27 protein-coding genes are annotated in these 24,860 nt (G+C 43.8%); 14 read left to right on the top strand and 13 right to left on the bottom strand.

Annotated elements, in window-relative coordinates:
- Positions 1-353: 353 nt before the first annotated feature.
- Positions 354-1,604 (top strand): carboxyl-terminal processing protease CtpA, encoded by a 1,251-nt coding sequence (gene ctpA / locus NG798_RS16700; RefSeq protein ID WP_261224853.1) that lies wholly within the window; start codon positions 354-356, stop codon positions 1,602-1,604.
- Positions 1,605-1,877: 273 nt separating this feature from the next.
- Complete coding sequence (locus tag NG798_RS16695) at positions 1,878-2,519, top strand: tetratricopeptide repeat protein (RefSeq protein WP_261224819.1); 642 nt, start codon at positions 1,878-1,880, stop codon at positions 2,517-2,519.
- Here NG798_RS16695 and NG798_RS16690 read toward each other — a convergent pair.
- Both NG798_RS16690 and psaM read right to left on the bottom strand, forming a co-directional pair.
- A complete protein-coding gene (locus NG798_RS16690) occupies positions 2,516-2,947 on the bottom strand; it encodes a hypothetical protein (protein WP_261224818.1) in 432 nt (143 codons plus the stop codon). The genes NG798_RS16695 and NG798_RS16690 overlap by 4 nt on opposite strands.
- A 348-nt stretch (positions 2,948-3,295) precedes the next feature.
- Positions 3,296-3,391 carry a photosystem I reaction center subunit XII gene (gene psaM, locus NG798_RS16685; protein WP_261224817.1) on the bottom strand — a complete coding sequence of 32 codons (96 nt, stop codon included), beginning with the start codon at positions 3,389-3,391 and terminating at the stop codon, positions 3,296-3,298.
- A gap of 242 nt (positions 3,392-3,633) precedes the next feature.
- Between psaM and NG798_RS16680 the strand changes: the two genes are divergently transcribed.
- Complete coding sequence (locus tag NG798_RS16680; RefSeq protein ID WP_261224816.1) at positions 3,634-4,368, top strand: TerC family protein; 735 nt, start codon at positions 3,634-3,636, stop codon at positions 4,366-4,368.
- Between the two features lie 151 nt (positions 4,369-4,519).
- On the opposite strand, the gene ndk is transcribed toward NG798_RS16680, so the two are convergent.
- The 3 genes from ndk to NG798_RS16665 form a co-directional block, all read right to left on the bottom strand.
- Positions 4,520-4,969, bottom strand: a complete 450-nt coding sequence (ndk, locus tag NG798_RS16675; protein WP_261224815.1) for a nucleoside-diphosphate kinase — start codon at positions 4,967-4,969, stop codon at positions 4,520-4,522.
- A gap of 201 nt (positions 4,970-5,170) precedes the next feature.
- A complete protein-coding gene (locus NG798_RS16670) occupies positions 5,171-6,187 on the bottom strand; it encodes a mechanosensitive ion channel family protein (protein ID WP_261224814.1) in 1,017 nt (338 codons plus the stop codon).
- 70 nt (positions 6,188-6,257) lie between these two features.
- A complete protein-coding gene (locus NG798_RS16665; protein WP_261224813.1) occupies positions 6,258-6,776 on the bottom strand; it encodes a hypothetical protein in 519 nt (172 codons plus the stop codon).
- A 105-nt stretch (positions 6,777-6,881) separates the two neighbouring features.
- Between NG798_RS16665 and NG798_RS16660 the strand changes: the two genes are divergently transcribed.
- Positions 6,882-7,793 (top strand): histone deacetylase, encoded by a 912-nt coding sequence (locus NG798_RS16660; RefSeq protein WP_261224812.1) that lies wholly within the window; start codon positions 6,882-6,884, stop codon positions 7,791-7,793.
- Positions 7,794-7,924: 131 nt separating this feature from the next.
- Here NG798_RS16660 and NG798_RS16655 read toward each other — a convergent pair whose 3' ends face one another.
- Positions 7,925-8,770 (bottom strand): methyltransferase domain-containing protein, encoded by an 846-nt coding sequence (locus NG798_RS16655; RefSeq protein ID WP_261224811.1) that lies wholly within the window; start codon positions 8,768-8,770, stop codon positions 7,925-7,927.
- A gap of 71 nt (positions 8,771-8,841) precedes the next feature.
- Here NG798_RS16655 and NG798_RS16650 point away from each other — a divergent pair, with 71 nt between their 5' ends.
- The 3 genes from NG798_RS16650 (at position 8,842) to NG798_RS16640 (ending at position 11,735) form a co-directional block, all read left to right on the top strand.
- Positions 8,842-9,459, top strand: a complete 618-nt coding sequence (locus NG798_RS16650; RefSeq protein WP_261224810.1) for a TenA family protein — start codon at positions 8,842-8,844, stop codon at positions 9,457-9,459.
- A gap of 92 nt (positions 9,460-9,551) precedes the next feature.
- Positions 9,552-10,904, top strand: a complete 1,353-nt coding sequence (locus tag NG798_RS16645; RefSeq protein WP_261224809.1) for a TrkH family potassium uptake protein — start codon at positions 9,552-9,554, stop codon at positions 10,902-10,904.
- A 135-nt stretch (positions 10,905-11,039) separates the two neighbouring features.
- Positions 11,040-11,735 carry a TrkA family potassium uptake protein gene (locus NG798_RS16640; protein WP_261224852.1) on the top strand — a complete coding sequence of 232 codons (696 nt, stop codon included), beginning with the start codon at positions 11,040-11,042 and terminating at the stop codon, positions 11,733-11,735.
- Between the two features lie 132 nt (positions 11,736-11,867).
- On the opposite strand, the gene NG798_RS16635 is transcribed toward NG798_RS16640, so the two are convergent.
- A complete protein-coding gene (locus NG798_RS16635) occupies positions 11,868-12,443 on the bottom strand; it encodes a thioredoxin family protein (protein WP_261224808.1) in 576 nt (191 codons plus the stop codon).
- Positions 12,444-12,503: 60 nt separating this feature from the next.
- Here NG798_RS16635 and NG798_RS16630 point away from each other — a divergent pair, with 60 nt between their 5' ends.
- The 3 genes from NG798_RS16630 (at position 12,504) to fmt (ending at position 15,050) form a co-directional block, all read left to right on the top strand.
- Entirely contained in the window at positions 12,504-12,908 is a 405-nt protein-coding gene (locus NG798_RS16630; RefSeq protein WP_261224807.1) for an NIL domain-containing protein, read from the top strand.
- A 270-nt stretch (positions 12,909-13,178) separates the two neighbouring features.
- Positions 13,179-13,637 (top strand): hypothetical protein, encoded by a 459-nt coding sequence (locus NG798_RS16625; protein ID WP_261224806.1) that lies wholly within the window; start codon positions 13,179-13,181, stop codon positions 13,635-13,637.
- A 408-nt stretch (positions 13,638-14,045) separates the two neighbouring features.
- Positions 14,046-15,050, top strand: a complete 1,005-nt coding sequence (gene fmt / locus NG798_RS16620) for a methionyl-tRNA formyltransferase (protein WP_261224805.1) — start codon at positions 14,046-14,048, stop codon at positions 15,048-15,050.
- 339 nt (positions 15,051-15,389) lie between these two features.
- On the opposite strand, the gene uvsE is transcribed toward fmt, so the two are convergent.
- The 4 genes from uvsE to NG798_RS16600 all read right to left on the bottom strand — a co-directional run bounded on the left by uvsE (position 15,390) and on the right by NG798_RS16600 (position 19,803).
- Positions 15,390-16,304: a UV DNA damage repair endonuclease UvsE gene (gene uvsE, locus NG798_RS16615; RefSeq protein ID WP_261224804.1), complete on the bottom strand. Its 915-nt coding sequence runs from the start codon at positions 16,302-16,304 to the stop codon at positions 15,390-15,392.
- Positions 16,305-16,505: 201 nt separating this feature from the next.
- A complete protein-coding gene (locus NG798_RS16610; protein WP_261224803.1) occupies positions 16,506-16,862 on the bottom strand; it encodes a DUF6464 family protein in 357 nt (118 codons plus the stop codon).
- Positions 16,863-17,022: 160 nt separating this feature from the next.
- Positions 17,023-18,237: a DUF790 family protein gene (locus NG798_RS16605; protein ID WP_261224802.1), complete on the bottom strand. Its 1,215-nt coding sequence runs from the start codon at positions 18,235-18,237 to the stop codon at positions 17,023-17,025.
- 12 nt (positions 18,238-18,249) lie between these two features.
- Entirely contained in the window at positions 18,250-19,803 is a 1,554-nt protein-coding gene (locus NG798_RS16600; RefSeq protein ID WP_261224801.1) for a DEAD/DEAH box helicase family protein, read from the bottom strand.
- 372 nt (positions 19,804-20,175) lie between these two features.
- Here NG798_RS16600 and NG798_RS16595 point away from each other — a divergent pair, with 372 nt between their 5' ends.
- On the top strand, positions 20,176-20,808 hold the full coding sequence (locus NG798_RS16595; protein ID WP_261224800.1) for a cytochrome b N-terminal domain-containing protein: 633 nt from the start codon (positions 20,176-20,178) through the stop codon (positions 20,806-20,808).
- Positions 20,809-20,893: 85 nt separating this feature from the next.
- On the opposite strand, the gene NG798_RS16590 is transcribed toward NG798_RS16595, so the two are convergent.
- On the bottom strand, positions 20,894-21,682 hold the full coding sequence (locus NG798_RS16590; protein WP_261224799.1) for a Uma2 family endonuclease: 789 nt from the start codon (positions 21,680-21,682) through the stop codon (positions 20,894-20,896).
- A gap of 136 nt (positions 21,683-21,818) precedes the next feature.
- Between NG798_RS16590 and NG798_RS16585 the strand changes: the two genes are divergently transcribed.
- From NG798_RS16585 to NG798_RS16575, 3 genes are read left to right on the top strand one after another with little or no spacing between them, the layout of a single operon-like run.
- Entirely contained in the window at positions 21,819-22,574 is a 756-nt protein-coding gene (locus NG798_RS16585; RefSeq protein ID WP_261224798.1) for an ATP-binding cassette domain-containing protein, read from the top strand.
- Positions 22,571-23,206, top strand: a complete 636-nt coding sequence (locus NG798_RS16580) for an ABC transporter permease (RefSeq protein ID WP_261224797.1) — start codon at positions 22,571-22,573, stop codon at positions 23,204-23,206. Before NG798_RS16585 ends, NG798_RS16580 begins: the two co-directional genes overlap by 4 nt.
- Positions 23,203-24,105: a glycine betaine ABC transporter substrate-binding protein gene (locus NG798_RS16575; RefSeq protein WP_261224796.1), complete on the top strand. Its 903-nt coding sequence runs from the start codon at positions 23,203-23,205 to the stop codon at positions 24,103-24,105. The genes NG798_RS16580 and NG798_RS16575 overlap by 4 nt, the downstream gene beginning before the upstream one ends.
- Before the next feature lie 16 nt (positions 24,106-24,121).
- On the opposite strand, the gene NG798_RS16570 is transcribed toward NG798_RS16575, so the two are convergent.
- Positions 24,122-24,808, bottom strand: coding sequence for a Uma2 family endonuclease (locus NG798_RS16570; protein ID WP_261224795.1), 687 nt, complete (start codon positions 24,806-24,808; stop codon positions 24,122-24,124).
- Positions 24,809-24,860 lie beyond the last annotated feature (52 nt).

The raw sequence follows: 24,860 nt of genomic DNA, 5'->3' as shown, positions 1-24,860 counted from the left end.
TCTGGCTGGCATGATTGTCTTTCAAAGCCTTTGGGGCTTCGCTGGCACAGTTTCGTCCTTGGTAGGCATTAATACATCATTATTTTGGCTGGGCTGGTAAATAATATTACCCATCCGCTGATAATTTCATTTACCCTCCCCAACTAAACACTTTCTTAACAAACCTTTCTTTCTCTCCACAGCCCTACTGGTGACGGCAGTTTTGTAACATAGTTTTAACAATCTCTTACCACAGTCAAGCCGTCCGAACTCAAAAGCTAAATTTTTTTTTAGTTTTATTTCGACAATTCGTGTCAATGCCGATAAATACAAAGGCTAAGGCGGCAAATCATTCTCATCAAATATTAACCACCATGCACAAACGAGTTTCCTGGGTTCTCAAAATAGCACTGATTCTAGTTATCTCCTTTAGCGGGCTTTCCCAAAGCGCCTCAGCCCTAAGCGAGAGCGCCGCCTCTGGCGTGGAACAACAGCTTTATAGCGAAGCTTGGCGCATCGTTAAACGTGCCTATGTGGATGACACCTTTAACCATCAAGATTGGTGGAAAATCCGGCAAAAAGCCCTCAAATTACCCCTCAAAAGCCGCGAAGAAACTTATGGCGCTATTTCTCAAATGCTGGCAAGCTTGGACGACCCTTTTACCCGCCTATTGACGCCAGATCAATATCAAAATTTACAAGTCAGCACCTCCGGCGAACTCACCGGCGTAGGTTTGCAAATCGTCCTCGACGAAGATGGAAAAATTGAAGTAGTCGCGCCTATCGAAGGTTCTCCGGCTTCACGGGCCGGCATTCAACCCCGCGATCAGATCCTTGAAATTGATGGCATCTCTACCGCCGGTCTTTCCCTTGATGATGCGGCTGGCCAAATGCGCGGCCCCATTGGTAGCTCTGTTTCGCTTACCATAAAAAGAGAAAATAGTCAAGAGAATTTAAAAATTGATATGGTAAGGGATCGAATTGCCCTTAACCCAGTGTATGCAGAACTGCGAAACCCCACCGGCAGTAAACCAATCGGTTATATCCGCCTCAATCAATTTAATGCCAACGCCACCGCCGAAGTTGCCCACGCCATAGCCAACTTTGAAAAACAAGGAGCCCAAGGATATATCCTTGATTTGCGAAATAATCCGGGGGGGTTATTGCAAGCCGGCATCGAAATTGCCCGTTTATGGTTAGACACCGGCACCATCGTCTACACCGTCAACCGGCAAGGCATAGTAGGCGGTTTTGAAGCCTTTGGCGAAGCTTTGACCAACGATCCGTTAGTCTTATTAGTGAATCAAGGTACCGCCAGCGCCAGTGAAATTTTAGCCGGTGCCCTGCAAGATAACGGGCGGGCAGTTTTGATAGGCGAAAAAACCTTTGGTAAAGGCTTAATTCAATCGTTATTTGACCTCTCCGACGGTTCAGGGATGGCTGTCACCGTCGCTAAATACGAAACCCCCAATCACCGAGATATTCATAAACTAGGCATCACGCCGGATCGCTTGGTGAAACTCGAAGGCATTACCCGATCCCAAGTTGCTACCGAAGCTGATCCACAATATCAAGCTGCTGTGGATTTATTAACGCACGACTCTGTTTTGGCAGATGCGGCATAAAGTAAAAACCTAATCCCCCTATTCCCTACTTAGGGAGGGGGGGAAGAGTCGAAGACGGGAAGAGGAATAAAAAAAGCTGTACCAGTTAAAAGATTGTCAGGCAAGGAATAAAGCTTTTAAAGGCGAAACTGTAGGGAGTTCAGGTAAAAAAAACCGCTTGCTGTGCCAGTTGGGGCAGAATTTCAAGACGCATGGGAAACTGACACAGACAAGGATTCCGTCTAAAGAAGGAAGCTAATACAGTGTTTCTCAAAGGCTACCAGGGATAAGGCTATGAATTCTCACTCGATGACGAACCTCCAACAAACGACCGCTCCCGAATATATTTCCGAAGATCCTAGCACCACACGCCGCTGCGCACTGCAAGCTGCTGAGATTGGTGATTTGCAGACTAGCATTGAAATTTTGAGTGAGTTAATTCGCAAGAATCCGTTGAGTGCGACAGATTACAATAACCGAGGGCTGATGTATGCCAGAAATGGACAACTCGATAAAGCAATAGCTGATTATAATCGGGCCATTTTGCTGAATCCGCATTTGGCCGGTGCCTATAACAATCGGGCGAATTATTATGCCAGCATTGGGGACTTGATTGCCGCCATCGCTAATTATGACATTGCCATTGACCTCAACCCAGCTAATATTAGGGCTTGGATCAATCGGGGAATAGCGTTTCGAGATATGGGAATTTATGAGTTAGCGTTAGATAATTTTGATTTTGCCTTGCTGCTGGGGGGATTGAAGGGCAAAATTTGGGCAGAAAGAGGGCGGACTTATCATTTATTGGGCGATTGGAATTATGCGGTGGCGGACTACCGGCGAGCTTTAGAGCAATTGGGGAATGATTCAGATCGTCGCTTGGTTTGTCGGGTGGAAAGCTGGCTGAAAGAACTTATGCCACCGATGAGTGCTTAAAAATCCATTTCTGGAGTTGGGGGAGTTGCGGTTAAGTCTGGGGTTTTTTGATTTTCTAGCCAGATAACCTGTAATTGTTCGGGATCAGTGCGGTGACTGTGTTCTTGCATGATTGTTTTGGCTTGTTGCGGGTCAAATGAGCGATTAAAATCTGCTCGTAGGGCTTTGACTCGATCTTCGGTTTGTTTGACTTCGGTTTGAATTTGCTGTAGTTTTTCTTGGCCTGAGCGGTTGTGAGGTAATAGTTTTACTAAGGCAGTAACCGCGACGATTGAAAGGACAACATTAACAGCTAATTTGAGGGTTGTTTCTGTAGCGATGACAACGTGAGGATTTGAACGCTGTTTGCGCCGCGCTTTTGTAGGGGTTCGCACGCGGCTTTTTTGGGCCGGTTGCTTGAGTTCTCTTGATGGTTGAATGGCAGTCATGGAGTTGTTAATCAGCCTGAAGGAGTGAGAGTAAGTGAGTTTGGCAACTTATTTACTATAGCTAGAGCTTCGATTGGCAGGCTTTTAAATTAAAAGATGGCGGTTGTTAGGATAGCTGAATTTTACCGTTTTTACCAGATTGGTGTCGCCTCATACCGATCTGCTTCAAAAAAACAGCCCTCACAGCTTTCAGCGGCTGGCTGTGGCTGTCAGGACTGTTTGGAGTGGGGGTTTCCGGGGAGTGGCTAAAAAATTTGTGACCAATTGGACAATTTTTTAAGCAAGAGTTTGTTGAGTGGTGGAAAACCCACACTTCCCAAGAGTTGGGGATGGCCCTCTATCTTGAGTTTATTTGTAAAGTTCGGTGGAAAGGCGGAAAGCCAAGATCCCTGGGATCAAGGCGACGACGAGGGCAACGAGAACTTGTGTGTCAGTTAAAGGCATGGCTATAAAACTCCAGATAAAAACTGTTTCGTTCACCAATTTGAACTAATTTGCGCTTTTCTGGAAGGGTGTTGTTACAAGTTGCAACAAAAGAAATCTTAGGCTTGGGGCGGAGAAGGGGAGGGGGCAGAGGGAGGTCGGGTTTTCAGGTTCAGGTTAAGCTGAGTAAAGAGAATCTTGCTAAATCAGACAAAGGGCTGATTGCTTGTCGTTTGTAAGTATCTGAGGCACGAAAAGCGGTAATGTTAGACCAATTTTTAGATTTTTATCCGAGTTTCGGGGTAGATGCGTTTTTTCTGCTGGTGATTTTGGTGGCGCTGGAGTCGGTGCTGTCGGCAGATAATGCGATTGCTTTGGCATCTATTTCTCAAGGGTTGGGAAATGAACGGATGCAGCGTCAGGCGCTTAACTTGGGGTTGGTGGTGGCGTTTGTGTTGCGGATGGGGTTGATTTTAACGGCTACTTGGGTGATTAAGTTTTGGCAGTTTGAGTTTCTGGGTGCGGTTTATTTGTTGTGGTTGGTTTACCAGCATTTTAGTTCGGCTGAGGGAAAGGATGGTGAGCATCATGGCCCTCGGTTTGCGAATGTTTGGCAGGCTATTCCAATGATTGCTCTAACGGATTTGGCGTTTTCTTTGGATAGTGTGACTACGGCGATAGCGGTTTCTGATGAAACTTGGCTGGTTTTGACTGGGGCGACGATTGGGATTGTGGTGTTGCGTTTTATGGCGGGGTTGTTTATCCGCTGGTTGGATGAGTTTGTCCACTTGGAGGATGCCGGTTATGTGACGGTGGGTTTGGTGGGTTTACGGCTTTTGCTGAGGGTTTTTAATGATGATTTGGTGCCGCCTGATTGGTTGATGATTAGTGCGATTGGTGGTTTGTTTTTGTGGGGCTTTTCTAAGCGGAAGTTGATTCAGATTGAGGAAAAGGTGACTCCGGTGGCTGAGGATGTACCTGAGAAGGTTCGTGATTAATCAGGCTGGAGTCAATGTTGATGCAATTTTTATAATTTTTGGGGCACTCCGATGGGGGTGCCCCTGTTGTTTGATTTCTACTGGAAACTTGCTGGTGAGTGATTTTTTTCTCGTCAAGTGTCACCAGTCAAGCTTTAGTTAATCACTTGGTTTATTCGTAGATCCATTTGGTGAGGGTGGGTTCCCAGCCGGCTAGTTCTGAGTCGTTGAACCAAAGGGCGATTTCGCGTTGGGCGGTTTCGACTGCATCGGAACCGTGTATGATGTTCCGGCCTATGTCGATGCCATAATCTCCGCGTATGGTGCCGGGTTCTGAGTTGAGGGGGTTGGTTGCTCCGATGATTTTTCGGGCTGAGGCGACTACGCCTTTTCCTTCCCATACCATTGCGACTACTGGGCCGGAGGTGATGAAGTCTACTAGGCCGGCAAAGAAGGGTTTTTCTTTGTGTTCGCCGTAGTGTTGTTCGGCTTTTTCTCGGCTGACGTTCATTAGTTTGAGGCCAACGAGGGTAAAGCCTTTTGATTCAAACCGGCTGATGATTTGGCCGACTAAGCCGCGTTGTACGCCGTCGGGTTTGATTGCTAAAAATGTGCGTTCCACTTGGATCTCCTTCAACTGCATCAAATCTGACCAAGGTTCAGATTATCAGAATCGTTTACGGTTAGGTCTATTTTTGGGGTAGAGAGGTAAGGCGCGGAACGTCTGTACGTTGCGGCTGGTTCTGGAAGGGAAAGTCTGTTTGGGCTGTTTTGGCTGACTGGGGTGGCCGGTGTGGTCGAAGTTTTGGTTTTTTATAAGGTTTTATCTTTTGATGTAAATGTCTTCGCTGGGAAAGGGGATGTGGATGTTTTCTTGTTTATAACGTTTGTGTATTTTTTTGATGAATTCATGGATGGCAAATCTTTTATCTCGAATTTCTGCTACTCGTAAGTAAACGTTGAATTTTATGCTATAATCGCCCATGTTTTCGTAGCATATAAACGCTTGAAAATTTGTGTCTTTTTGATAAAATTTTTCCATGATTTCTTGGGCAACTTCGACGGTGACTTGTTCAACTTTTTCGAGGTCGCTATCATAACTAACTCCGAGTTCGACTTTTATGGTGATTTCTTTGGAGGGGAGATGATAGTTTGTGAAAATTGCTGATGCGAGTTTGCTGTTTGGCACAACGATGATGTTATTGGGTATTTCTTTGATGACGGTGTTTCGCCAGGTTATATCGATTACATATCCTTCTTGGTTGGTTTCTAGTTTGACGTAATCTCCGGGTCTGACTTGTTTGGAAATGATTAGGTATAAGCCGGAAAATATGTTTGATAAGGTATCTTGAAATGCTAGGGCTACGGCTAATCCTCCGATTCCTAATGTGGCTAAAATTGGGGTGATGGAAAATCCGAGGGTTTGTAAGATTGTGAGGAAACCAAATACATAAATGGTGATTTTGGCAAGGTTGGAAAGTAGGGAGGCGGAAACTCCTTCGGTTCTTGAGGTTAAGATTTCAACAAAAGAAACTCCTAGTCGGGCTATAAGTACGGTGACTGAATAAATGAAGCAGGCGGTTAAAATTTTGATGAAGGTGTCTGCTATGTTTTGAGAGAAAATTTGATTAAATTGGAGGCTGAGGACTGCTCCGTAAATGCCGGCAATTAGAAACCAAACTAGGGTGACTCCCCGCAAGGAGTGGACAAAAATTTCTGGGCCGGCTATTTGGTTTCGGGAGAGAATTATTTTGATTTTATTGAGGATGATTTTTTCAAAAATTCTCCCGGCTATATATCCGCCTAATATGAAGGCTATCGGCATTATCAATTGTAACATTTTTTGTTTCCCTGATTTGAAAAAACTTTTGGAAATTTTAGCTCAAACTGGAGATTTTGCCAAGGCAAATTTAACTTAAAAGTTGTTGTTTAAGTTGTTGGAGGGTTTCTGAGGTGAGGGAGATTTTGATTTCTATTAGTTGGCTGGGATCTCGGAAAATAAGGGTGGGAGTTTGGCCGGTTGTTGTGTATTGAATTTCGGGATTGTTGATTTGGATTTTGTTAAAGATGAGTTCGGGTAATCCGATGCGAATGATGAGAGTTTTTTGGGATTGGGGATAGATGTAAAGTTGTTGCTGTTGAGGGTGAAATTCTAGTTTGCTGGGGGTGATGTTGCGTTCTTGGGAATTGTCGGGTTTGCGCCAATAAAGGGTGATTCCGCGTAATTCTGGGGTGGTTAGATCGAAGGTTTCGTCAAAACGTTGGGGTTCCCAGTCGAGTTGGGTGATGTCGCCGGTGGGGGGAATTATGCGGTGTTTCCAGGTGATTTTTTGGCCAGAAAGACCGGCCCACCATTGACGGATGATGTTTAGGTTGGTGGGGTTTTCTGGGTTGGGGTTGTTTTGTTGCCAAATTATTGTGTTTTCCATATTGGTATGGGGAAGGGGTGTTTATTTGTTTTTATCTTGATTTTTGATAAACTGCAAGTTGCTTAGGGGTGAAAATTTAAAATATTTGAGGATAAAAAAATTGTAATGGATCTGCCGATTGTTTATCATGCTGATTATGTGGTGCCGTTGCCGGTGGGACATCGTTTTCCGATGGAAAAGTTTGGGTTGCTTTATGAGTTGCTTTTGGCGGATGGGGTGGTAAGCAAAAATCAGTTTTATAGGCCGGTTATACCTCCGTTAGATTGGATTGAGTTGGTGCATGATTGTTGTTATGTTAAGGGATATTGTGAGGGTAGTTTGGATGCGAAGGCGCAAAGGCGGATTGGTTTACCTTGGAGTCCGGCTTTGGTGAATCGAACTTGTGTGGCTGTGGGGGGGAGTATTTTAACGGCTAGGTTGGCTTTGGAGTGTGGTTTGGCTTGTAATACTGCGGGGGGTACGCATCATGCTTTCCCTGGTTTTGGGTCTGGTTTTTGTATTTTTAATGATTTGGCGATTTCGGTGCGTGTTTTGCAAAAGTTGGGGTTGGTGAAGAAGGTTTTAATTGTTGATTTGGATGTGCATCAAGGGGATGGAACGGCTTTTATTTTTGAGGGGGATGAGAGTGTTTTTACGTTTTCGATGCACTGTGAGGTTAATTTTCCTTTGAATAAACAAAGAAGTGATTTAGATGTGCCTTTGCCGGTGGGGATGGAGGATGAGGAGTATTTACAAACTTTGGCGAATTATTTACCTGATTTGCTTTCTGAGGTAAAGCCTGATTTGGTGCTTTATGATGCGGGTGTTGATGTTCATGTGGGGGATCGTTTGGGTAAGTTGGCGATGACTGATAGTGGTTTGTTTCGTCGGGATATGCAGGTTTTATCTACTTGTGTTGGGGCTGGTTTTCCTGTGGCTTGTGTGATTGGTGGGGGGTATTGTGAGGATATGAGAAGTTTGGTTTACCGGCATTCTTTGGTTCATCGGGCGGCGTCTCAAGTTTACCGTTTGTTTTAGGTGGGAAAGGGGGTTTTTTAAACCGCAGATGAACGCAGATGAACGCAGATGGATTAAGTGGATGGATGCAGAAGTAGATGAGGGCAGGTAGATAGGCTTCCCAGGTAATACCTGGGAAAGAAAATAAGGGATTATTTGGTGCCGGTAAGAAGGCCGAATTTTATTAAGCCGCGTTTATATCCGTTACTCATTAATGGTAGGGAAAGGGCGGCTTGAATTGTTGTCCAACCGGCATTTATTAAGCCTAAAATTGATTCAAGGTTAAGGGCTGAGTCTATGACGGTATCCCAGAAGGGGGCGACGGCTTTTGACCAGTCTGCTGTTTGAATGTTTTTGAAACCGGCTTCTGTTGCCATTTGCTCATATTCGGCTAGGGAAATGACGTAGGGAAGGCAATAAACTCTGTAGATTTCTGCTAGGTGTTTTCGTTCGTCGTCTGTGAGTTGTCCGCCGCAGTTTTGGTCTAAATTGCGATGACACCAAGTAACAAAAATAAATGTGCCTCCGGGTTGAAGGATGCGATAACATTCTTGGAGAAATTTTTGTTTGTTTGGCATATGTTCGCCGCTTTCTAATGACCAGATCAGGTCAAAGGAATTGTCAGGAAAGGGCATTTGGAGGGCGTCTATGACGTGGAATTGAGTTTTGTGGTCTAAACCGGCATTTTTGGCGCGTTCTGTGGCGCGGTTTGCTTGGACGGGGCTGAGGGTGATGCCGGTGGCGTTGGCGTTATATTTTTCTGCTAAATATAGAGTGCTTCCTCCAATTCCACAACCAATATCGATGATGTTTTTTGGGTTTTGGATGGGGGCCCATTTTAGGATTTCTTCTATTAGGTCAATTTGGGCTTGTCTGCGCTCTTTTTTTTGGTCTCCGTTGGGGCCATAATATCCATGATGGAGGTGTTCTCCCCAGGTTTCTTCCCATAGGCCGGTGGAGTTGTCATAAAATTGTTTTATTTCTTCGGATAAGTTCATGGTGGGTTTTTGTTTAGGGATAATTGTTTTATTCTAAACTAGCAAGGTTAGTAATTGTTTGGTAAAAGTTTATGAGTTTATCAGAAAGTTTGTGGCGGTTGAATGAGGATTTAGCGATTGCTTGTTTACAAAATAAGTTTGTCCAGGGCATTGCCAGTGGATCTTTGCCAAAATATCAATTTAGTTATTATGTGGGACAAGATGCGTTTTTTTTGGAGGCGTTTGCGCGGGCTTATTGTGTTGCTGCGGCTAGATGTGGTGATTGGCAGGGTTTTGAGGTGTTTCATGGGTTAGCAAGTGGGGTTTTAGAGGAGTTAAAATTGCATAAAAGTTATGCGAAAAAATGGGGGGTGAATTTGGCTGAGGTGAGGCCGGCTGCTGCGACTCGTCGCTATACGGATTTTTTATTAGCGACGGCTTGGAGTTCTGAGGTGGGGGTGACGGCGGCTGCGATGGTGCCTTGTATGCGTTTATATGCGTTTTTGGGGCAATCTTTGGCAAAAAATGGTATTCCTGATCATGTTTATGGGGAGTGGATTGCCACTTACAGTAATGTGGAGTTTGAAGGGCTGGCGAAGCAGTTAGAAACGTTGCTCGATAGTTATGCAGTAGGGGAAAAGGAAACTGAGGCTTATCGCTATGCGATGCAGTGTGAGTTAGATTTTTTTCAAGCGGCTTGGGAACTTTAATCAAAAGATGACATTTTGAGGTAGAGTAAGCTTTAATTTGGGTGGTGAAAAATCTACCAATCTAAAATCTCAAATCTCTAATCTCAAATCCCATGACTGTTTCTCGAACAATTTGCCTGGGTTTTTTGGCGGTTATTCTTGCGGGTACGCTGTTGCTAATGTTACCAATTTCGACTCAAGATGGGTCGTGGAGTAATTGGGTAACGGCGTTGTTTACTTCAACTTCTTCGGTGTGTGTGACTGGTTTATCTGTGGTTGATATTGGAAAATATTATTCGTTTTGGGGGCAGTTATTTTTAGTTTGTTTGGTGCAAATTGGTGGTTTGGGTTATATGACGGCCACCACGTTTTTGCTGTTAATTTTGGGCCGCAAGTTTGGCTTGAAAGAAAAAATTGCGATTCAGCAATCTTTGGATAAGCAAGGGTTGGCCGGTGTGGTTCAGCTTGTGCAGTCAATTATTGCTACGACGCTGTTGTTTGAACTGACGGGGATGTTTTTGTTGATGTTGGTTTTTGTGCCTAAATTTGGGTTCTATGGGGGGCTTTGGCAGTCGATTTTTCATAGTGTAAATTCGTTTAATAATGCCGGGTTTAGTTTGTTCTCGGATAATTTGATAGGTTATGTAAAATCGCCTCTGGTTAATTTGGTTGTCCCTGGATTAATTATTTTTGGGGGAATTGGCTATGAGGTGATTATGAATATGTATTTGTGGGGACGTGATCGATTTAAAAGAAGTTCGGCTTGTGTGGTTTTTCCGCTAAATTACAAAATTGCGACTCGCACGACTCTGGCGCTTTTAATCCTTGGAACACTAGTATTTTTAGTGATGGAATTTAACAACCCAGAGACTTTTGGGCCGTTAAGTTTTGGGCATAAATTAATGGCGGCTTGGTTTCAATCGGTGTCGCCGCGCACGGCTGGTTTTAATACGATTGATATTGGAAAAATGACGAGTGGGGGTTTGTTTTTTACCATTGTTTTGATGTTTGTTGGCGCATCGCCTGGAGGAACTGGCGGGGGTATTAAAACCACAACTTTTATCGTATTAGGAAGTTGTACGCAGGCTGTTTTGCGTGGCAAAGATGAGGTGCAATGTTTTCAGCGTCAAATTCCCATTTCTTTGATTTTAAAAGCCATTGCGGTATTTTTTGGCTCGCTGATGGTGGTGATTATTAGCACGACTTTGATTAGTTTGACTGATCCTGGTTATAACTTGAATTCTCCAGATGATTTTCTTCAAATTTTGTTTGAGGTTGTGTCTGCTTTTGCGACGGTAGGACTTTCTACCGGCATCACGGCGAAGCTTTCTGTTGCTGGGAAATTGATTATTATCGCCACTATGTATATCGGACGGGTTGGAATTTTGCTGTTGATGGGTGCTGTTTTGGGAGATCCTAAACCTACGTCGGTGAAATACCCGGAAGAAAATTTGCTGGTGGGATAATGTAGCGACTGGGGAATGGGGGTTTGAGGATGCAGGAGTGTGATAAGTTTTTTCTATCTTTCAAACTCCAAAAAAAATGAAATTGGGGGTAAATGTTGGTAATGTAGATTAACATCGTTGCTCTACTTATTAGCTGTGAATCTTTCTTCGCTTGGATTCTTACGCAGTTTGCGTAAAGACAATAAACAATTTGCTGTGATTGGCTTAGGCCGGTTTGGTCGGGCCGTTTGCCAAACGTTACACGGTTTGGGATACGAGGTTTTAGGTATAGATACCGATGAAAAGCGGGTAACTCAAGTTTTAACGGATCACCTTGCATCCCACGCTTTGCAATTAGACTCAACAGAATCTTATGCTTTAAAACAAGCCGGTTTGTTTGAGTTTGATACAGTAATTGTGGCGATTGGTAATTATGTTGAAGAAAGTGTGATTACGACTTTAAATTTAAAGGAGGGTGGTGTGCCTCATGTTGTGGCGAAAGCTTCAACGGAGATTCATGTTAAGTTGTTAAGAAAAGTCGGGGCAGATCATGTGGTTTTTCCTGAACACGAAATGGGTTGTACTTTGGCAAAAACTCTGACGCAACCGAGTATTTTAGACCGGTTTGATCTTGATCCAGATAATAGTATTGTGGAATTAATTGTGCCGGAAGAGTTTCATGGCAGGACGATTGCGGAGTTGCAATTGCGTTCGCGTTATGGGTTAAATTTGCTGGCGGTGAGTCAAGATAACAAGTTTGAAATTAATCCTTCTCCGAATAAGCGTTTACAAAAGGGGACGGCTATGGTGGTGATTGGGTCGAATAAGGATATTAATAAGTTGCCGATTTGAGGCAAAATTTCCCCCCTGACTTCTCTCCCCAGGGGTATCGGGCAACATGAGATGTGATTAATCAATTGCGGGCGTTGATGTTGCCAGCGCCACTGGGCGAGACACCTGAAGAGAGAAGGCCGGTTAGGGGTTTTAATTAACAACTTGGCTGCTGTGAGTGCGAGGATCACTGCTGCTGTTTTTTGTGGGCGCTACTGGTGCTTCAAAGGCTGATTTTTGGCCTTTTGCTTTGGCGTAAGGTAAGGGGTTGCCGGCAATTAGTGCTTCTAAATTTGCTTCTAAAATGTTGCGGGGGACTTCGCCTATGCTTTCGCCAATGTCTTCGGCTTTGTTGTTTAAAAATACAAAGTGGGGAATGCCATCAACTCGATATTTCATTAATTCGGGCAGCCATTTTGTGTTGTCTACATTAAGCATGACAAAGTTGATTTTTCCTTGGTATTGTTGTTCTAATTCTTTGATTTCTGGGGCCATTGCCATGCAGCTTGTACACCAATTTGCATAAAATTCCATGAATGTAGGTTGTCCGTTGGTGAGGGCGAGTTCTAGGGGGGTGGATTCTTCGGCGAGTTCTGTTAATTCGGTGGCGGTTGTTTCTGTCCGCAAACCGATAAAAATTGCGACGGTGAGGATAATGGCGGCGAGGGCGATGAGGAAATTTCGCACGCGGGCGGGGGTGTTGTTGGGTTGAGGTGTTTTGGCTGTCATCGGTTTTTTTTTGAGAAGTTATGATTTAAATATAACTAACTTTTTTGGAAGTTTTCTGTCGTGAAAAAACGGGTAACGCTGACTTTCCCAAAACGTGCGATCCAAATGCCGGTGACTTACCGACTGGCTAAAGATTTTAATGTGGCTGCGAATATTATCCGCGCCCAAGTGGCTCCTAATCAAATTGGTACTCTGGTGGTGGAACTTTCGGGGGATATTGATGAACTTGATGCGGCAATTGAGTGGATGCGTTCACAGCATATTAATGTTTCTTTGGCAAGTCGAGAGATTTTAATTGATGAGGAAATTTGTGTTCATTGTGGTTTGTGTACGGGGGTTTGTCCGACGGAGGCTTTAACGCTTGATTCTCAAAGTTTTAAGTTGAATTTCACTCGTTCTCGTTGTATTGTTTGCGAGCAATGTATTCCGACTTGTCCGGTCGAGGCTATTTCTACGAATTTGTAGAGATGATTTTTTAGGGTGGGTTTGGCTCCCACCTTTTTTAATAAAAATTAAAGGCAGTTTGATTTATGTATGAGTTATAATTGAGGGGCTAGATTGGGTTGGAAGTCAATTAATACCTGGGGTGAGATATGGGTGAGGCAAGGCCGATGGGGGATCTAAAGATGCCGGCAGGCTTGGAAAGGGATTTTGGCTGGCCGGTGGGGGTGCTGAGGTTAATTGATGCAATCAACGCTAGGTTTAAAAAATAATCTTTGATTTACAAAAGCTGAAATGTCTTTTTTATATAATCAGTTTTCGCTTTTTCTTTTCTTGGCTGCCTATTTCAATTTAGGATGGCTTTTAGCGGCTTCTGCGGTTTCGGTTTGGATTTGGCTACTGGTGACGGGTTTAATTTTATTGGTGGCGGAGGCTTTGGCTTCGCCTTGGGCAATTATTCGGAAGTTTTTTTTACGCTGGATTAGCACAGATACAAAAGCCTTTTTTGCGGTAACATTCGCTGCTATGTTAACGGTTATTATCCTTTCTTGGTTTCATGTTTTTACTCAAGTTATGCTTTTGGTTGTCGCTGCCTGTTTGATTAGGCTCAATCTTCAAACGGCGGCGATTGGAGATAGCAAGGCTTTGGCAATTTTAAGTGTTTTATCTTTAAGTTCTATGGGGGCTGGAGGAGGAGCAAATTGGTTATTTAATCATAGGGATTTGGTTATGAAATTGGTAATGGGGAACTGATAAGGTTAAAGTAAGGGATGATCCAGAAGGCTTTGCATGGCTCTGCTTGTGGGGGCGTTAAATAATAAAAAAGCAGCCGGCCTTGGGGCTGCTCTGAGTGCATAAGGATTTCTCTACTAAGTTAAGGTAAACAAAGTTAGGGGGGGTGCTGGTTACGTTTTTTGTAACTGGGGGTGTTGGAGTGGAAAAATGTATTGGCCAATAGACAGCTTTAAAACCGGCACAAGCTATGCAGTCTAACACAACAGAATTGCAGAGAATAAAGTTGAAGCGTTTATCTGTCCTGATGCCTCGCAGCCGTTGGTTGTGGGGCTGTTTTGTTTTCGGTATATCTGAGGCTCTTTGCTTGGAGGGGCTGGGGCTGAGGTTTATAATAAAATTTCCTAAATTTTGAGTGAGATTTTGTGTATGAAAGTTATTTTTTTTGGGACTCCTGAGTTTGCTGTTCCGACGCTGAGAGGTTTGTTAGAACATCCAGAATTTGAGGTTTTGGCGGTGGTTTCTCAACCAGACAAACGGCGGGGACGCGGGAAGGAGTTATCACCTTCGCCGGTTAAAAAAGTGGCACTTGAATACAATTTGCCGGTGTGGCAACCGGCTCGCATTAAAAAAGATCCAGAGACGTTAAATTTGCTACGAGAGGCTGGGGCTGATGTTTTTGTTGTGGTTGCTTATGGGCAAATTTTATCGCAAGAAATTTTAGATATGCCTAAGTTGGGTTGTGTTAATGTTCATGGGTCAATTTTACCAAAGTATCGCGGTGCGGCTCCTATTCAGTGGTGTATTTATGAGGGGGAAAAGGAAACGGGTATTACTACAATGTTGATGAATGTGGGGATGGATACCGGCCCAATGTTGTTGAAGGCTTTTACGCCGGTTGGGTTGTTTGATAATGCTGGGGAGTTGGCGGAAGTTTTGGCTCCAATTGGGGCAAGTTTGTTAATTGAAACGTTGTTAAAGTTGCAAGCTGGGGAGGTTGAAGCGATTCCCCAAGATGATAGCTTGGCGACTTATGCGCCGCTGATTAAAAAGGAGGATTTTTTGATCGATTGGTCGCGTTCTGCTATTAGTTTGCATAATCAAGTTCGGGGGTTTTATCCAAATTGTGCGGCTAGGTTTCGTGGGGAGGCGATTAAGGTTTTGGCGACTGTACCTCTTGGGGTGAAATTTTGGGGGGAGTTGCCGGCTGGCTTTGATGTTTTAGAGAAAAGTTGGGAAGATTTATCAAGTTTAGGGGGGAAAGTTGGGGAGGTTGTGAGTGTGGTTAAAAATTTCGGGCCGGTGATTAAAACGGGTGAGGGTTTATTGCTTTTACATAGTGTGCAACTGGCGGGGAAACGTCCTCAATCTGGTTGGGATTTTGTTAATGGTTCTCGGTTGCCGGTGGGTGAGGTTTTGGAAAATGGGGGTTAATTTTTGAGGGTAATAAGTTAATTATTTGGGATAAAGAGCCGCCGGTTAAATAGCCGCCGGTTAAACAGTTAAATAGCCGCCGGTTAAACAGTTAAATAGCCACCGGTTAAACAGTTAAATAGCCACCGGTTAAACAGTTAAATAGCCACCGGTTAAAACCGGCGTCTACAAGAAAAAAACCCCTACGGGGTTAGGAGATTTCATTATTTAGTCCGTAGGACTTCCTATTCGTGTAGACGCCGGTTTTAACCGGCGGCTTTAACGGGTTATTATAATCAGCTAACCGGCGGCGTTAAATCGGCGGCTTTAATCGACTTGATGAAAATGTAATTTAGATGTTCAGCATTTGACAAGCACCGGCTCCCCAGCGTCGGATGGTAGCCATTCTTGTTTTAATTTATCGATGGCTTGTTCTTTTAATTTGGCTTCAATTTCTATCCAAGGTGCATCGATATAACAACTCGGCATGGTGGTAATAAAATCGCTGTGCTGCCGGTCGTTAAATGATTCGCGTCCGTTGGAAATATGCACGAGTTGCCAGTCAGAAACCGGCCAAGTTGTGCGGGCTGCTTTGAGCATTTCGCTGACGCTTGGATCGTCGTAGCTGTCTAGTTTTTCGTGGATAATATGGTGGTGTGCATCAAATACCATTGGGATAGATGCGGCTTTACAAACATCTAAAATTTCTGAAGCGCTGTAGGCATATTCATCATTTTCTAAGGCGAGCCGGTTGCGTATTCCTTCGGGTAGTTGTTGAATGATATTAATTAAACGTTCCGATCTGTCTGATTTTCCACCATGAATTTCCATTATTGCCCAAGGTGAGCGAGGTAATGTCAATTTATCCATGATCAAAGCATGGGTTTCTAAGATTTTGATGCTGTTTTTTATGACTTCTAGTTTGTCAGAACTAAGGACTACAAATTGATCAGGATGCACTACTACTCTGATGCCGAGTTCGATGGCGCGGCTGCCGGTTTGTTGGAGTTGTTCGCTTAATTCGTTGAGGATGTTTTCACCGGCAGGGGTATCGGCAAAGGGAAATAATTCTGAACTGAGCCGATAAAGGCGAATTTGGCGCTCTGTGCAAAAATCCCAGCAGTTATTGAGGCGTTTTAAATTGTGGAGATAAATTTCTTTTAAAATGTTTTGTTGTTCAATTTCGCTATGTTGTAAAAGTCGCTTGCGGGTGACTGTGCGAAAGCGTACTGCGTCGGTGGTGGTGATGCAAACTAAGCCTAATTTTGGGAGCATTTTTAGAGGGGATTAAATGGTTAGTTTTTGTTTTTTATAGGTTAGGATTTTTTGGCGGAAAATGACATCTACAATTAGACAGAGAAATTAGACTAGCTAGGGGTTTGGTTGAGTGTTGGTAAATAAGATATGCACAATAAAAATGTCAAAAAAAGCATTTCTTCTTCGCCAATCACCTACTAGCCAATCCCCCATTCCCGGTTATTCGGAGGTTTCATAATACCGGCATCCATCGCAGGGCCCTTGTGGATTTACGGCACATCGAATAATTTCTGAAAAGGCATTGTAGCAACAGGTGACATCACCAATTATCCAGCGTCCATTGATTAGGCTGGTGTCGATGGGTCGCTGTGCGGATTGAACGTAGATGGCGATTTTTTGGAGGCGGTAGCGACCTGATTGGAGTTGATAGCGGTGCCGGCGTTCTAGGACGGCGTAGGTTTTTCCTTGCAGGTCGAGATAGTGACCGGGTTGGGGGCTCCAGTCGAGTTGGATGCTTCCTAATGACTGACTTGGCTCGGTCAATATGACCTCTGTGGGTAGTGAGTCTGGCTCCATAATTTCTTTGTATTGCTGTTTACTTCTCTCAAGTTACCGCACTGATTGGGTGAATGTTGGCTTTGTTAGATGGTGTTAATAATTGCGGGTTTGGTTGTGTGAGGGTGTGAGGAGTATATAAAACCGATTTTATATACTTGGCATAAAGACGGACGGGCGATTATTCCAAAATATCTAAGACTGATTTGGGGAGCAGTTTGTCTTTAAACCAGATAACTTTTGCCGGCACGTCTCGGACATTTACACCGGCTTTTTCTAAGTTTAACCTTTCGGATATGGCTAATATTAAATTCGTGCATTCTGAGCGGCGGACTTGAGCGAATTTTTTTTGTAAATATTCGGGTCGCCAATAACCGACGATTTCGAGTAAATAGGTGCGTCCGTCGGGGTGAACAAGGCGAAAATCTGGGATCATTACGCTTCCGGGGATGGGAATTAAATCAACTTCTCGCTCTAATATCCAGTCGGTTTTTAGGGCTTCCCAGCGTTCGGCAAAGGCGGCTTCTAGCATACTGTCGTAAGGTTTTCCGGGGGGATAGTGGCTGACTAACTGGCATTCGGAATCGATGGCAAACCGGCCTGCTTTCCATTCGTTTGTATAAAAGTCTTTTGTTTGTAAGGTGGCTTTTAAACTCCATTTTGTAACGTGCAGTAAGGCGGGTAACATTTTGGCTAGGGCGAGGCCGTAACGGGTGCTATTTTGAAATAGGCTGGTGGGCCCGTCTATGGTGATGGTGAAGCCGTGATCGGCGTCTCCTTCTATGTAGGCCATGAGTTGAAATAGTTTTAAATATCGGAATAATAGTTTGTATTCTCCGGGGTTGTTTCTGTGGGCGTTTAGGGTGATGTGGGTGGCGCGATAAAAGATGCCTTGAACTTGGGATAAGTTGTAGCGGTGGAGAATTTCTTGGGGGGTTGGGTTTTCAAATTGGGTGAATATTTTGTTTTCGTTTAAATCTGCATAAAGGCCGGTTTTTATTTCGATTGGTAAGACTTCTCGCTTAAGTTCTTCGGTTAATGTTGTGGCGAGTTTTTGTAAGGTTTTTTCTGTTGCTTGGGGGCTGGGTGTGGTTTCGGCTGCTAGGCTAAATACTCGTTTTCTGAGTTCGATGGGTTCGAGGGGGCTGATGATTTCAAAGGTGGAAAAGCTGCTTTTTAAAAGGTGGGCTATTCCGCGTTTGATGCGGTAGTCTGTACTTTCTCCTTCGAGTTCGAGGAGTTGCCGGTCTAGTTCGCTTTGGGTGTTGCCAAGGTTTTCTTGAAAGCAGGTGATGATGTCGGTGGCGAGTTGGATGTTTTTGGGGTCAATGTTTAGGTGTTTTGGGGTTAGGGTTTCGCCGGTGTAGCGGTGGATAAGTAAGTCGGTGGGTAGCATGGTTTTTTTTAGTTATTGATTGGGGTTTTCGGGGTTAGTTTCTCCCCATTTTTGTTTTTTTTCTGCGGCGCGTTTTGTTGTGGATTTTTTCACGCCATAAATAGGAGTTGGTGGGGGAAGGGTTTGGGGTGCTGGGAAAATTTCTAACTGTTGATTTTCGTTTTGTTGGTGTTCTTTGGGTTTTGGTTGTTCGTTTTTCTTTTCGCCTCTTCGCCGTTGAGAAGTTCCTTCTTCGCCGGTATCTTCGGCGATGACTTCGTACATAATAGCTATTTTATCTTTATCGTTTCCTGTCCGTAAAACGCGGCCTAAGCGCTGAATATATTCGCGTTGAGAGCCGGTGCCTGAAAGCAAAATGGCTACCCGCGCATCAGGGACATCTACGCCTTCGTTTAAGACGTGGGAGGCGACGACGGCTTTATATTCGCCGGCTTTAAATTTGCTGAGAATTTCGTGGCGTTCTTTTACGGGGGTTTGATGGGTTAAGGCGGGGATTAAAAATTCTTCGGAGATGCGGTAAACGGTGGCGTTGTCTGCGGTGAATATTAGGGTGCGTTCGGGGTAATGTTGGGATAATATGTCTGCTAAAATGCGGATTTTTCCGCTGGTTCCAAGGGAGATTTCTCTTGCTTGCCGGTGGGCTAACATGGCGCGTCTGCCGGCTGGGGAACGGCAGGAGGTTTGTACAAATAATTGCCAGCCTTTTAGGGTTCCTAATGATATTTTTGCTTCTTTTAAGAAGTCGTTGCGAATTTGAATGAGTTGGGTGTATTTTTCTCTTTCAGTTTGTGATAGTTTGACTTTAATTTGTACGATTTCATGCTGGGCTAGGGCTCCACCGGCCAGTTCTTCGGCGGTTTTGCGATATACTTCTGGGCCGATTAAGTAATTTAGCTCACTATGTTTACCGTCGCTGCGTTCGGGGGTGGCTGTGAGTCCAAGGCGGTAGGGAGCTATTGAATATTCGGCGATAACGCGGTTAAAGTCGGTGGGTAGGTGGTGGCACTCGTCAAACACTATTAAGGCATACTTGTTACCCAAGGCTTCGGCGTGGATGGCGGCGCTGTCGTAGGTTGCAACGAGGATGGGGGTTTTGTCGCGCGATCCGCCGCCGAGTAAGCCAATTTCAATGTCGGGAAAGGCGGCTACTAAGTGAGCATACCATTGGTGCATGAGGTCAAGGGTAGGCACAACTATTAAGGTGCTGCGGGGGGTAGATTGCATAGCTAATTGTGCGAGATAGGTTTTGCCGGCGGCGGTGGGTAAGACGACGACTCCTTGGCGTTGTGCTTGTTTCCATGCTAATAGTGCCTCACTTTGGTGAGGGTAGGGTTTCATTTCGATGGTGGGTGTTAGTTCGAGGGGTGAAAAGGCTTTTGCTTCGTCGTTAATTTCGATATTTTCTGCTAGGAATTTTTCGACAAGTGCCCGGTATTGGTTGGCCGGTATGCGGAATTTTTCTACTCGATCATCCCATGTGGCAAATTCTACCCAAGCTTTGCCTTTTGGGGGTGGGTGTAAGATGAGGGTGCCGCGATCATAGGTGAGGGTTGGTTGGCGTGCCATTGGTGTTTTTTATCTAATTTCACTAAATTTATTTTAAACGAAATTGGCGAAATATTAAAGCTTTTGAGGGTTATGCTAGTCTATTTATTTGTTGAATTTGGATATTTTAAATCTTACCTTTCTGCTTAATAATTAATGCTAATAAGCACTCTTATATTTATCCTTTAAAAGGGGGAAGAATGCCAGAATGGATGTGGCTTATAGAGCAACATTATTACTGTAGTTGGAGTTTTTTAACGAGTATGGCAGAGCAATCATTTGATGATTTTTCCCCACAAGATTTTTTGTATAGACCGGCTGTTTGTCGCTGGCATTTTTTGTGAAGGTGTGTTACAAAAGTTTTAAGAGCCTTCATAAAACTACACAATATCTATGATCACCAATTGGGATTTTCGTTTACGCCGGCTGGCAACGGTTCTGTCTGTGGCGATTTTAACGCTATCGTTGTTAGCAGCAATCACCGGCATTCTTTTGGGGTTTTATTATCAACCAACGGCGGGGGGTGCGTATTATTCATTGACAAAAATTACCAATGAGGTGCCGTTTGGTTGGTTGATTCGCAGCTTGCATAATATGGCAGGCAATTTGTTGATTGTGTTTGGGTTAATTCAGCTTGTGGTGATGTTTTTAGGGGAGAAGTTTCGCCGTAGTTGGCTTGCCGGTTGGTTTAGCAATATTTTTCTAATTCTCGCTGGAATTGGGGCCGGTTGGACTGCGATGTTGTTGGATTGGAATCAAGAGGGTTTTTGGCGTTTTCGTATTGAATTAGGAATCATTGAAAGTATCCCTTTGGTTGGCAAAGAAATTTCATCAATTTTGGTCGGCGGAAGCGGAGTTACTACCGTGACGGTGGCTCATTTGTATGCGCTGCATAGTTATGTTTTGTCTGCGGTGGCGGTTTCTTTGGCTGTGATTCATTTAGTGAGTTTGCTGATTTTGCACCGCAGCGAAGTGAAGGAAAAAGAAGTGAAAATGCCGTTAAATTCGGTTGTGTCTGATTCTTGATTTTGAGTTTCAATGTCATATCAATTTTAGGCAAGGGGCAATATTTCCTGTATTGCCCCTTTGTTTTTACAAGCTAAAAAAGCGATTACAACTGCTCTGGATCAATTCCCATCGCTCGCAATCGTTCTTCTAATGCTTGCGCTCGTTGGCGTTCTTGTTGTAGTAAGGCTTGCGTTTGCTCAAGTTGCTGTTGTGCTAACTGTTTTTCTTGACGTTCAATTTCCGTCATTTCTTCAAACCACAAAAGCATATTTTCTTGAGCATCCCACCAGCGCAACCAAGGGCCGGTTCGTAGTTCGTGAGTTCCCTCCCAAACTCCCAAAAATAGCTCCAAACCTGGAATCCAAAAACGCCCCGCTTCATTTGGTTTTTGTCGTTGATAACGCTCATTGACTAAAGCATAAACCTCAAGATTTCCCGTATTGGGTCGGAAAATTACATAGGTGGGGACTTTAATCACTTGTTCGTAAAAAAACCACTTGCCGACGCCTTCTGTAGACTCAACAGAGTATTCTTCACCGTAGGTTTCTGATAAGAATTCCATCACAACTTGGGGTATGGTTCCTTCGGTGTGGGGAGTATAACTACGGCGGATTTTTTTGGTTGATTTCCAAGGCGTTACAGGACGCACATACATCCAGTCGGGTGCTTTGCAAATAATGCGACCTTCAATGGCAGCACATAAAGCAAAATTAGAGACAATAAGCGCGTCTTTTGTTAACTCTCCAAAAGCACTTAAAGGCTGGCTGAGCGCGGCGGCGATTAGGGGTTGGTCTGTATTTTCCACAGGGTCATCAGGAAGGATATAATCGTCTGGCAATACGGGCCAGGTTATTGATAGTTCGCGGACTGGTTCTTGTGTGATTATTGTCATAAGTTTTTTCCCCGCGTGCCGGTTTTAACCGTTATTTTATAGTTTATACTTTTTTGATAAATTTGAGTAGGGAAGCTGTAAGCACTTTTGATTATTCACATTTTGTAGTAAACTCTTTTTAGCATTTGAGGAATCCATGCCACCACATAAGGAAATCGCTGTTCAATTTCAAAACGTGACTGTCAGCATTAACAACCGGCAACTGGTGTCTGACTTAAATTTTTCTGTCCGCCAAGGAGAAGCGTTGATTTTGCTCGGACGCAGCGGCAGCGGCAAAACTACGACTATGAAACTGATTAATAATTTATTGATTCCTACCAGTGGGGAAGTGATTGTCCAAGGCAAACCAACAGCCGAATGGAACCCGATAAAATTACGCCGACAAATTGGTTATGTCATTCAAGAAATTGGTTTATTTCCTCACTTCACTATTGAGCAAAATATCGGTTTAATTCCCTCGCTGGAAGGCTGGAAACCCAAGCAAATAAAAACCCGCGTTTATGAACTTTTAAACTTGATTGGATTAGAACCAGAAAAATTTGCAAAACGCTATCCAAATCAACTTTCAGGGGGGCAACGTCAACGAGTTGGAGTAGCGAGGGCGCTGGCTGCCGATCCGCCTATTATGTTAATGGATGAACCCTTTGGCGCACTCGATCCAATTACGCGGGTAGAAATTCAAAAAGAGTTTCGTCGCTTGCAACAAGAGTTAGGAAAAACGGTTATTTTTGTCACCCATGATATTCAAGAGGCTTTAATTTTGGCATCTCGAATTGCTTTAATGTTTGAAGGAAAAATGATATTTTTAGGAACACCTGAAGAGTTTTTGCAATCACAAGAACCGGAAGCGCGTGCATTTATGGACTGTTTAAACTCAATTAAGCAAAAATGAATAATAATTTTTTTCTAATTCGCTATTTACCAGAAATCCTCACTCGCACCGGCGAACATTTATTTCTTGTGACTGTTTCCATAGGTATTGCGGTATTGGTAGGTATTCCTTTGGGAGTTTTAATTACCCGGAAAGCGGGCTTTGCTAAGCCAATTTTAGGGCTGGCAAACATTATGCAAACTATTCCAAGTTTAGCCTTATTTGGCTTTTTAATTTCCGTTCCGTTGCTGGGTGGAATTGGTGACACTCCGGCCATTGTTGCGCTTATTTTATATTCTCTCCTCCCCATTATTCGCAACACCTACACCGGCATTACTTCTGTAGATCCGGCAATTAGGGAAGCGGGGAGGGGGATGGGAATGACTGATTGGCAGTTGTTATATCAAGTCGAAATTCCTCTCGCCATGAGTGTTATTTTAGCCGGTGTTCGTGTTGCTACCGTCATTGCCATTGGCGTTGCAACTATCGCCCCTGCCATTGGTGCCGGGGGTTTGGGAGTGTTTATTTTTCGCGGCATTTCTGTTGTTAATAATCAGCTAATTTTGGCGGGGGCAATTCCGGCGGCTGTGATGGCTTTATTGGCGGATTTTGCAATTGGTTGGACTGAGCAAAGATTGAGGGTAAAAACATGAAAAAATGTCTATATTTCCTTTTTGGCATTTTCGCTTGTGTGTTAATTGTTGCTTGTAACGCATCGCAAAAAAGCGGTAGCGGTGGCGGGGATATTGTTATAGGTTCAAAAAATTTCACAGAACAAGTGATTTTAGGCGAACTTTTGGCGCAGCAAATTGAAGCAACCACCGGCTTAAAAGTAATTCGTAAACTTAATTTAGGTGGCACCGGCATTTGTCACGAAGGAGTAAAAACCGGCCAATTAGATGCTTATGTAGAATACACCGGCACCGCTTTAACTTCAATTTTAAAACAAAAAGTCATCAGTGATCCCAAAGCTGTTTATAACAAAGTCAAACAAGAATATGCCAAACAATTTAAACTCGAATTAACCGAACCTTTGGGCTTTGAAAACACCTTTGCAATGGTAGTGCGAGGGGAAGATGCAAAACAATTAAAAATTCAAACTTTATCAGAAGCAGCCAAATATACCCCACAATGGCAAGCTGGTTTTGGCTACGAATTTATGGAACGAGAAGATGGGTTTCCAGGGTTAGCGAAAACCTATAACTTGAAGTTTGCAAAAGCTGCAAAAATCATGGATTTAGGGTTAATGTATCGCGCCTTAATTGAGAAAAAAGTTGATTTTGTGGCGGGCTCTTCTACCGATGGGCAAATTGCTAGTCTGGGGTTAACAATTTTGAAAGATGATAAGCGCTATTTTCCGCCATACGATGCGGTGCCGGTTGTCCGTCAGGAAACGCTGAAAAAATACCCAAAGTTGCGCGAAGTTTTTAAGCAACTTTCTGGGAAAATAACAGCCAAAGAAATGCAGAAAATGAACTACCAAGTCGATGCAGAATTTAGGCCGGTGGAAGAAGTTGTGCGGGAATTTAGGCTAAAAAAAGCCACCGCTTAAAACCGGTGGCTAAGGTTTACAGCAACTCGTCAGGATTCACCCCCCTATCTAACAGCATTTGTCGTAAACGTTCGGCGCGTTGACGTTCTTTTGCCTCGCCTTCTTCAGGAGTCAAAACCAATTGTTCATCGGGAGTAAAAAATCGTAATTGTTCATTCAAAATCCCTAAATACAACTGTAATTCTTCACTCCAAAGCCATCCCCGCTCATTTGGTTCGATTTCTTCATATTGCCGGTAATTGCGTCTAAACCCTTTAAACTCAAATTTATAAGGATCAAACCAAAAATACTCAGGAGTGCGAAAAACATCCTGATAAATTTGTTTCTTTAATCCCCGATCTGTTTGAGCCGTGCTATCAGAAAGCACCTCTAAAATGAAGTTAGGATATTTTCCATCTTCATCCCAGACTACCCAACTTTTACGCTCTTTGCGTTCCGTATCCAGAACTACAAAAAAGTCGGGCCCTTTTACGTCTTCTGATTTGCGTTGCCGGCTGCTGTAGTAAATGCTTAAATTCCCACCGGCAAAAAAATCATTGCGATTACTCCACAAGCGTTCTAAGCAAGTTAACAGTAGAATCAGTTGTTTTAAATGGCGGTAAGTTTCCAATTGCGGCTCCTCACTTAATAAGTCACTTGGGGGAAATACAGGCATTTCCCCAGGAGTTTCCACAGAAATTTCGGAAGCAGCGGTTTCTAGCATATTTGAGTACCTACATGGCCCCAGATTTGTTGACTTCTCCTCATTCTATTCT

Source organism: Ancylothrix sp. D3o (assembly GCF_025370775.1).
Taxonomy (GTDB): Bacteria; Cyanobacteriota; Cyanobacteriia; order Cyanobacteriales; family Oscillatoriaceae; genus Ancylothrix.
Note: the sequence above shows the minus strand (reverse complement) of the source record. Positions and strands in the feature narration are given on the sequence as shown.

Coding starts and splice junctions, on each gene's coding strand:
- ctpA (WP_261224853.1), top strand. CDS start 354: ATGCACAAACGAGTTTCCTGGGTTCTCAAAATAGCACTGATTCTAGTT.
- NG798_RS16695 (WP_261224819.1), top strand. CDS start 1,878: ATGAATTCTCACTCGATGACGAACCTCCAACAAACGACCGCTCCCGAA.
- NG798_RS16690 (WP_261224818.1), bottom strand. CDS start 2,947: ATGACTGCCATTCAACCATCAAGAGAACTCAAGCAACCGGCCCAAAAA.
- psaM (WP_261224817.1), bottom strand. CDS start 3,391: ATGCCTTTAACTGACACACAAGTTCTCGTTGCCCTCGTCGTCGCCTTG.
- NG798_RS16680 (WP_261224816.1), top strand. CDS start 3,634: ATGTTAGACCAATTTTTAGATTTTTATCCGAGTTTCGGGGTAGATGCG.
- NG798_RS16670 (WP_261224814.1), bottom strand. CDS start 6,187: ATGTTACAATTGATAATGCCGATAGCCTTCATATTAGGCGGATATATA.
- NG798_RS16665 (WP_261224813.1), bottom strand. CDS start 6,776: ATGGAAAACACAATAATTTGGCAACAAAACAACCCCAACCCAGAAAAC.
- NG798_RS16660 (WP_261224812.1), top strand. CDS start 6,882: ATGGATCTGCCGATTGTTTATCATGCTGATTATGTGGTGCCGTTGCCG.
- NG798_RS16655 (WP_261224811.1), bottom strand. CDS start 8,770: ATGAACTTATCCGAAGAAATAAAACAATTTTATGACAACTCCACCGGC.
- NG798_RS16650 (WP_261224810.1), top strand. CDS start 8,842: ATGAGTTTATCAGAAAGTTTGTGGCGGTTGAATGAGGATTTAGCGATT.
- NG798_RS16645 (WP_261224809.1), top strand. CDS start 9,552: ATGACTGTTTCTCGAACAATTTGCCTGGGTTTTTTGGCGGTTATTCTT.
- NG798_RS16635 (WP_261224808.1), bottom strand. CDS start 12,443: ATGACAGCCAAAACACCTCAACCCAACAACACCCCCGCCCGCGTGCGA.
- NG798_RS16625 (WP_261224806.1), top strand. CDS start 13,179: ATGTCTTTTTTATATAATCAGTTTTCGCTTTTTCTTTTCTTGGCTGCC.
- fmt (WP_261224805.1), top strand. CDS start 14,046: ATGAAAGTTATTTTTTTTGGGACTCCTGAGTTTGCTGTTCCGACGCTG.
- uvsE (WP_261224804.1), bottom strand. CDS start 16,304: ATGCTCCCAAAATTAGGCTTAGTTTGCATCACCACCACCGACGCAGTA.
- NG798_RS16610 (WP_261224803.1), bottom strand. CDS start 16,862: ATGGAGCCAGACTCACTACCCACAGAGGTCATATTGACCGAGCCAAGT.
- NG798_RS16605 (WP_261224802.1), bottom strand. CDS start 18,237: ATGCTACCCACCGACTTACTTATCCACCGCTACACCGGCGAAACCCTA.
- NG798_RS16600 (WP_261224801.1), bottom strand. CDS start 19,803: ATGGCACGCCAACCAACCCTCACCTATGATCGCGGCACCCTCATCTTA.
- NG798_RS16595 (WP_261224800.1), top strand. CDS start 20,176: ATGATCACCAATTGGGATTTTCGTTTACGCCGGCTGGCAACGGTTCTG.
- NG798_RS16590 (WP_261224799.1), bottom strand. CDS start 21,682: ATGACAATAATCACACAAGAACCAGTCCGCGAACTATCAATAACCTGG.
- NG798_RS16585 (WP_261224798.1), top strand. CDS start 21,819: ATGCCACCACATAAGGAAATCGCTGTTCAATTTCAAAACGTGACTGTC.
- NG798_RS16580 (WP_261224797.1), top strand. CDS start 22,571: ATGAATAATAATTTTTTTCTAATTCGCTATTTACCAGAAATCCTCACT.
- NG798_RS16575 (WP_261224796.1), top strand. CDS start 23,203: ATGAAAAAATGTCTATATTTCCTTTTTGGCATTTTCGCTTGTGTGTTA.
- NG798_RS16570 (WP_261224795.1), bottom strand. CDS start 24,808: ATGCTAGAAACCGCTGCTTCCGAAATTTCTGTGGAAACTCCTGGGGAA.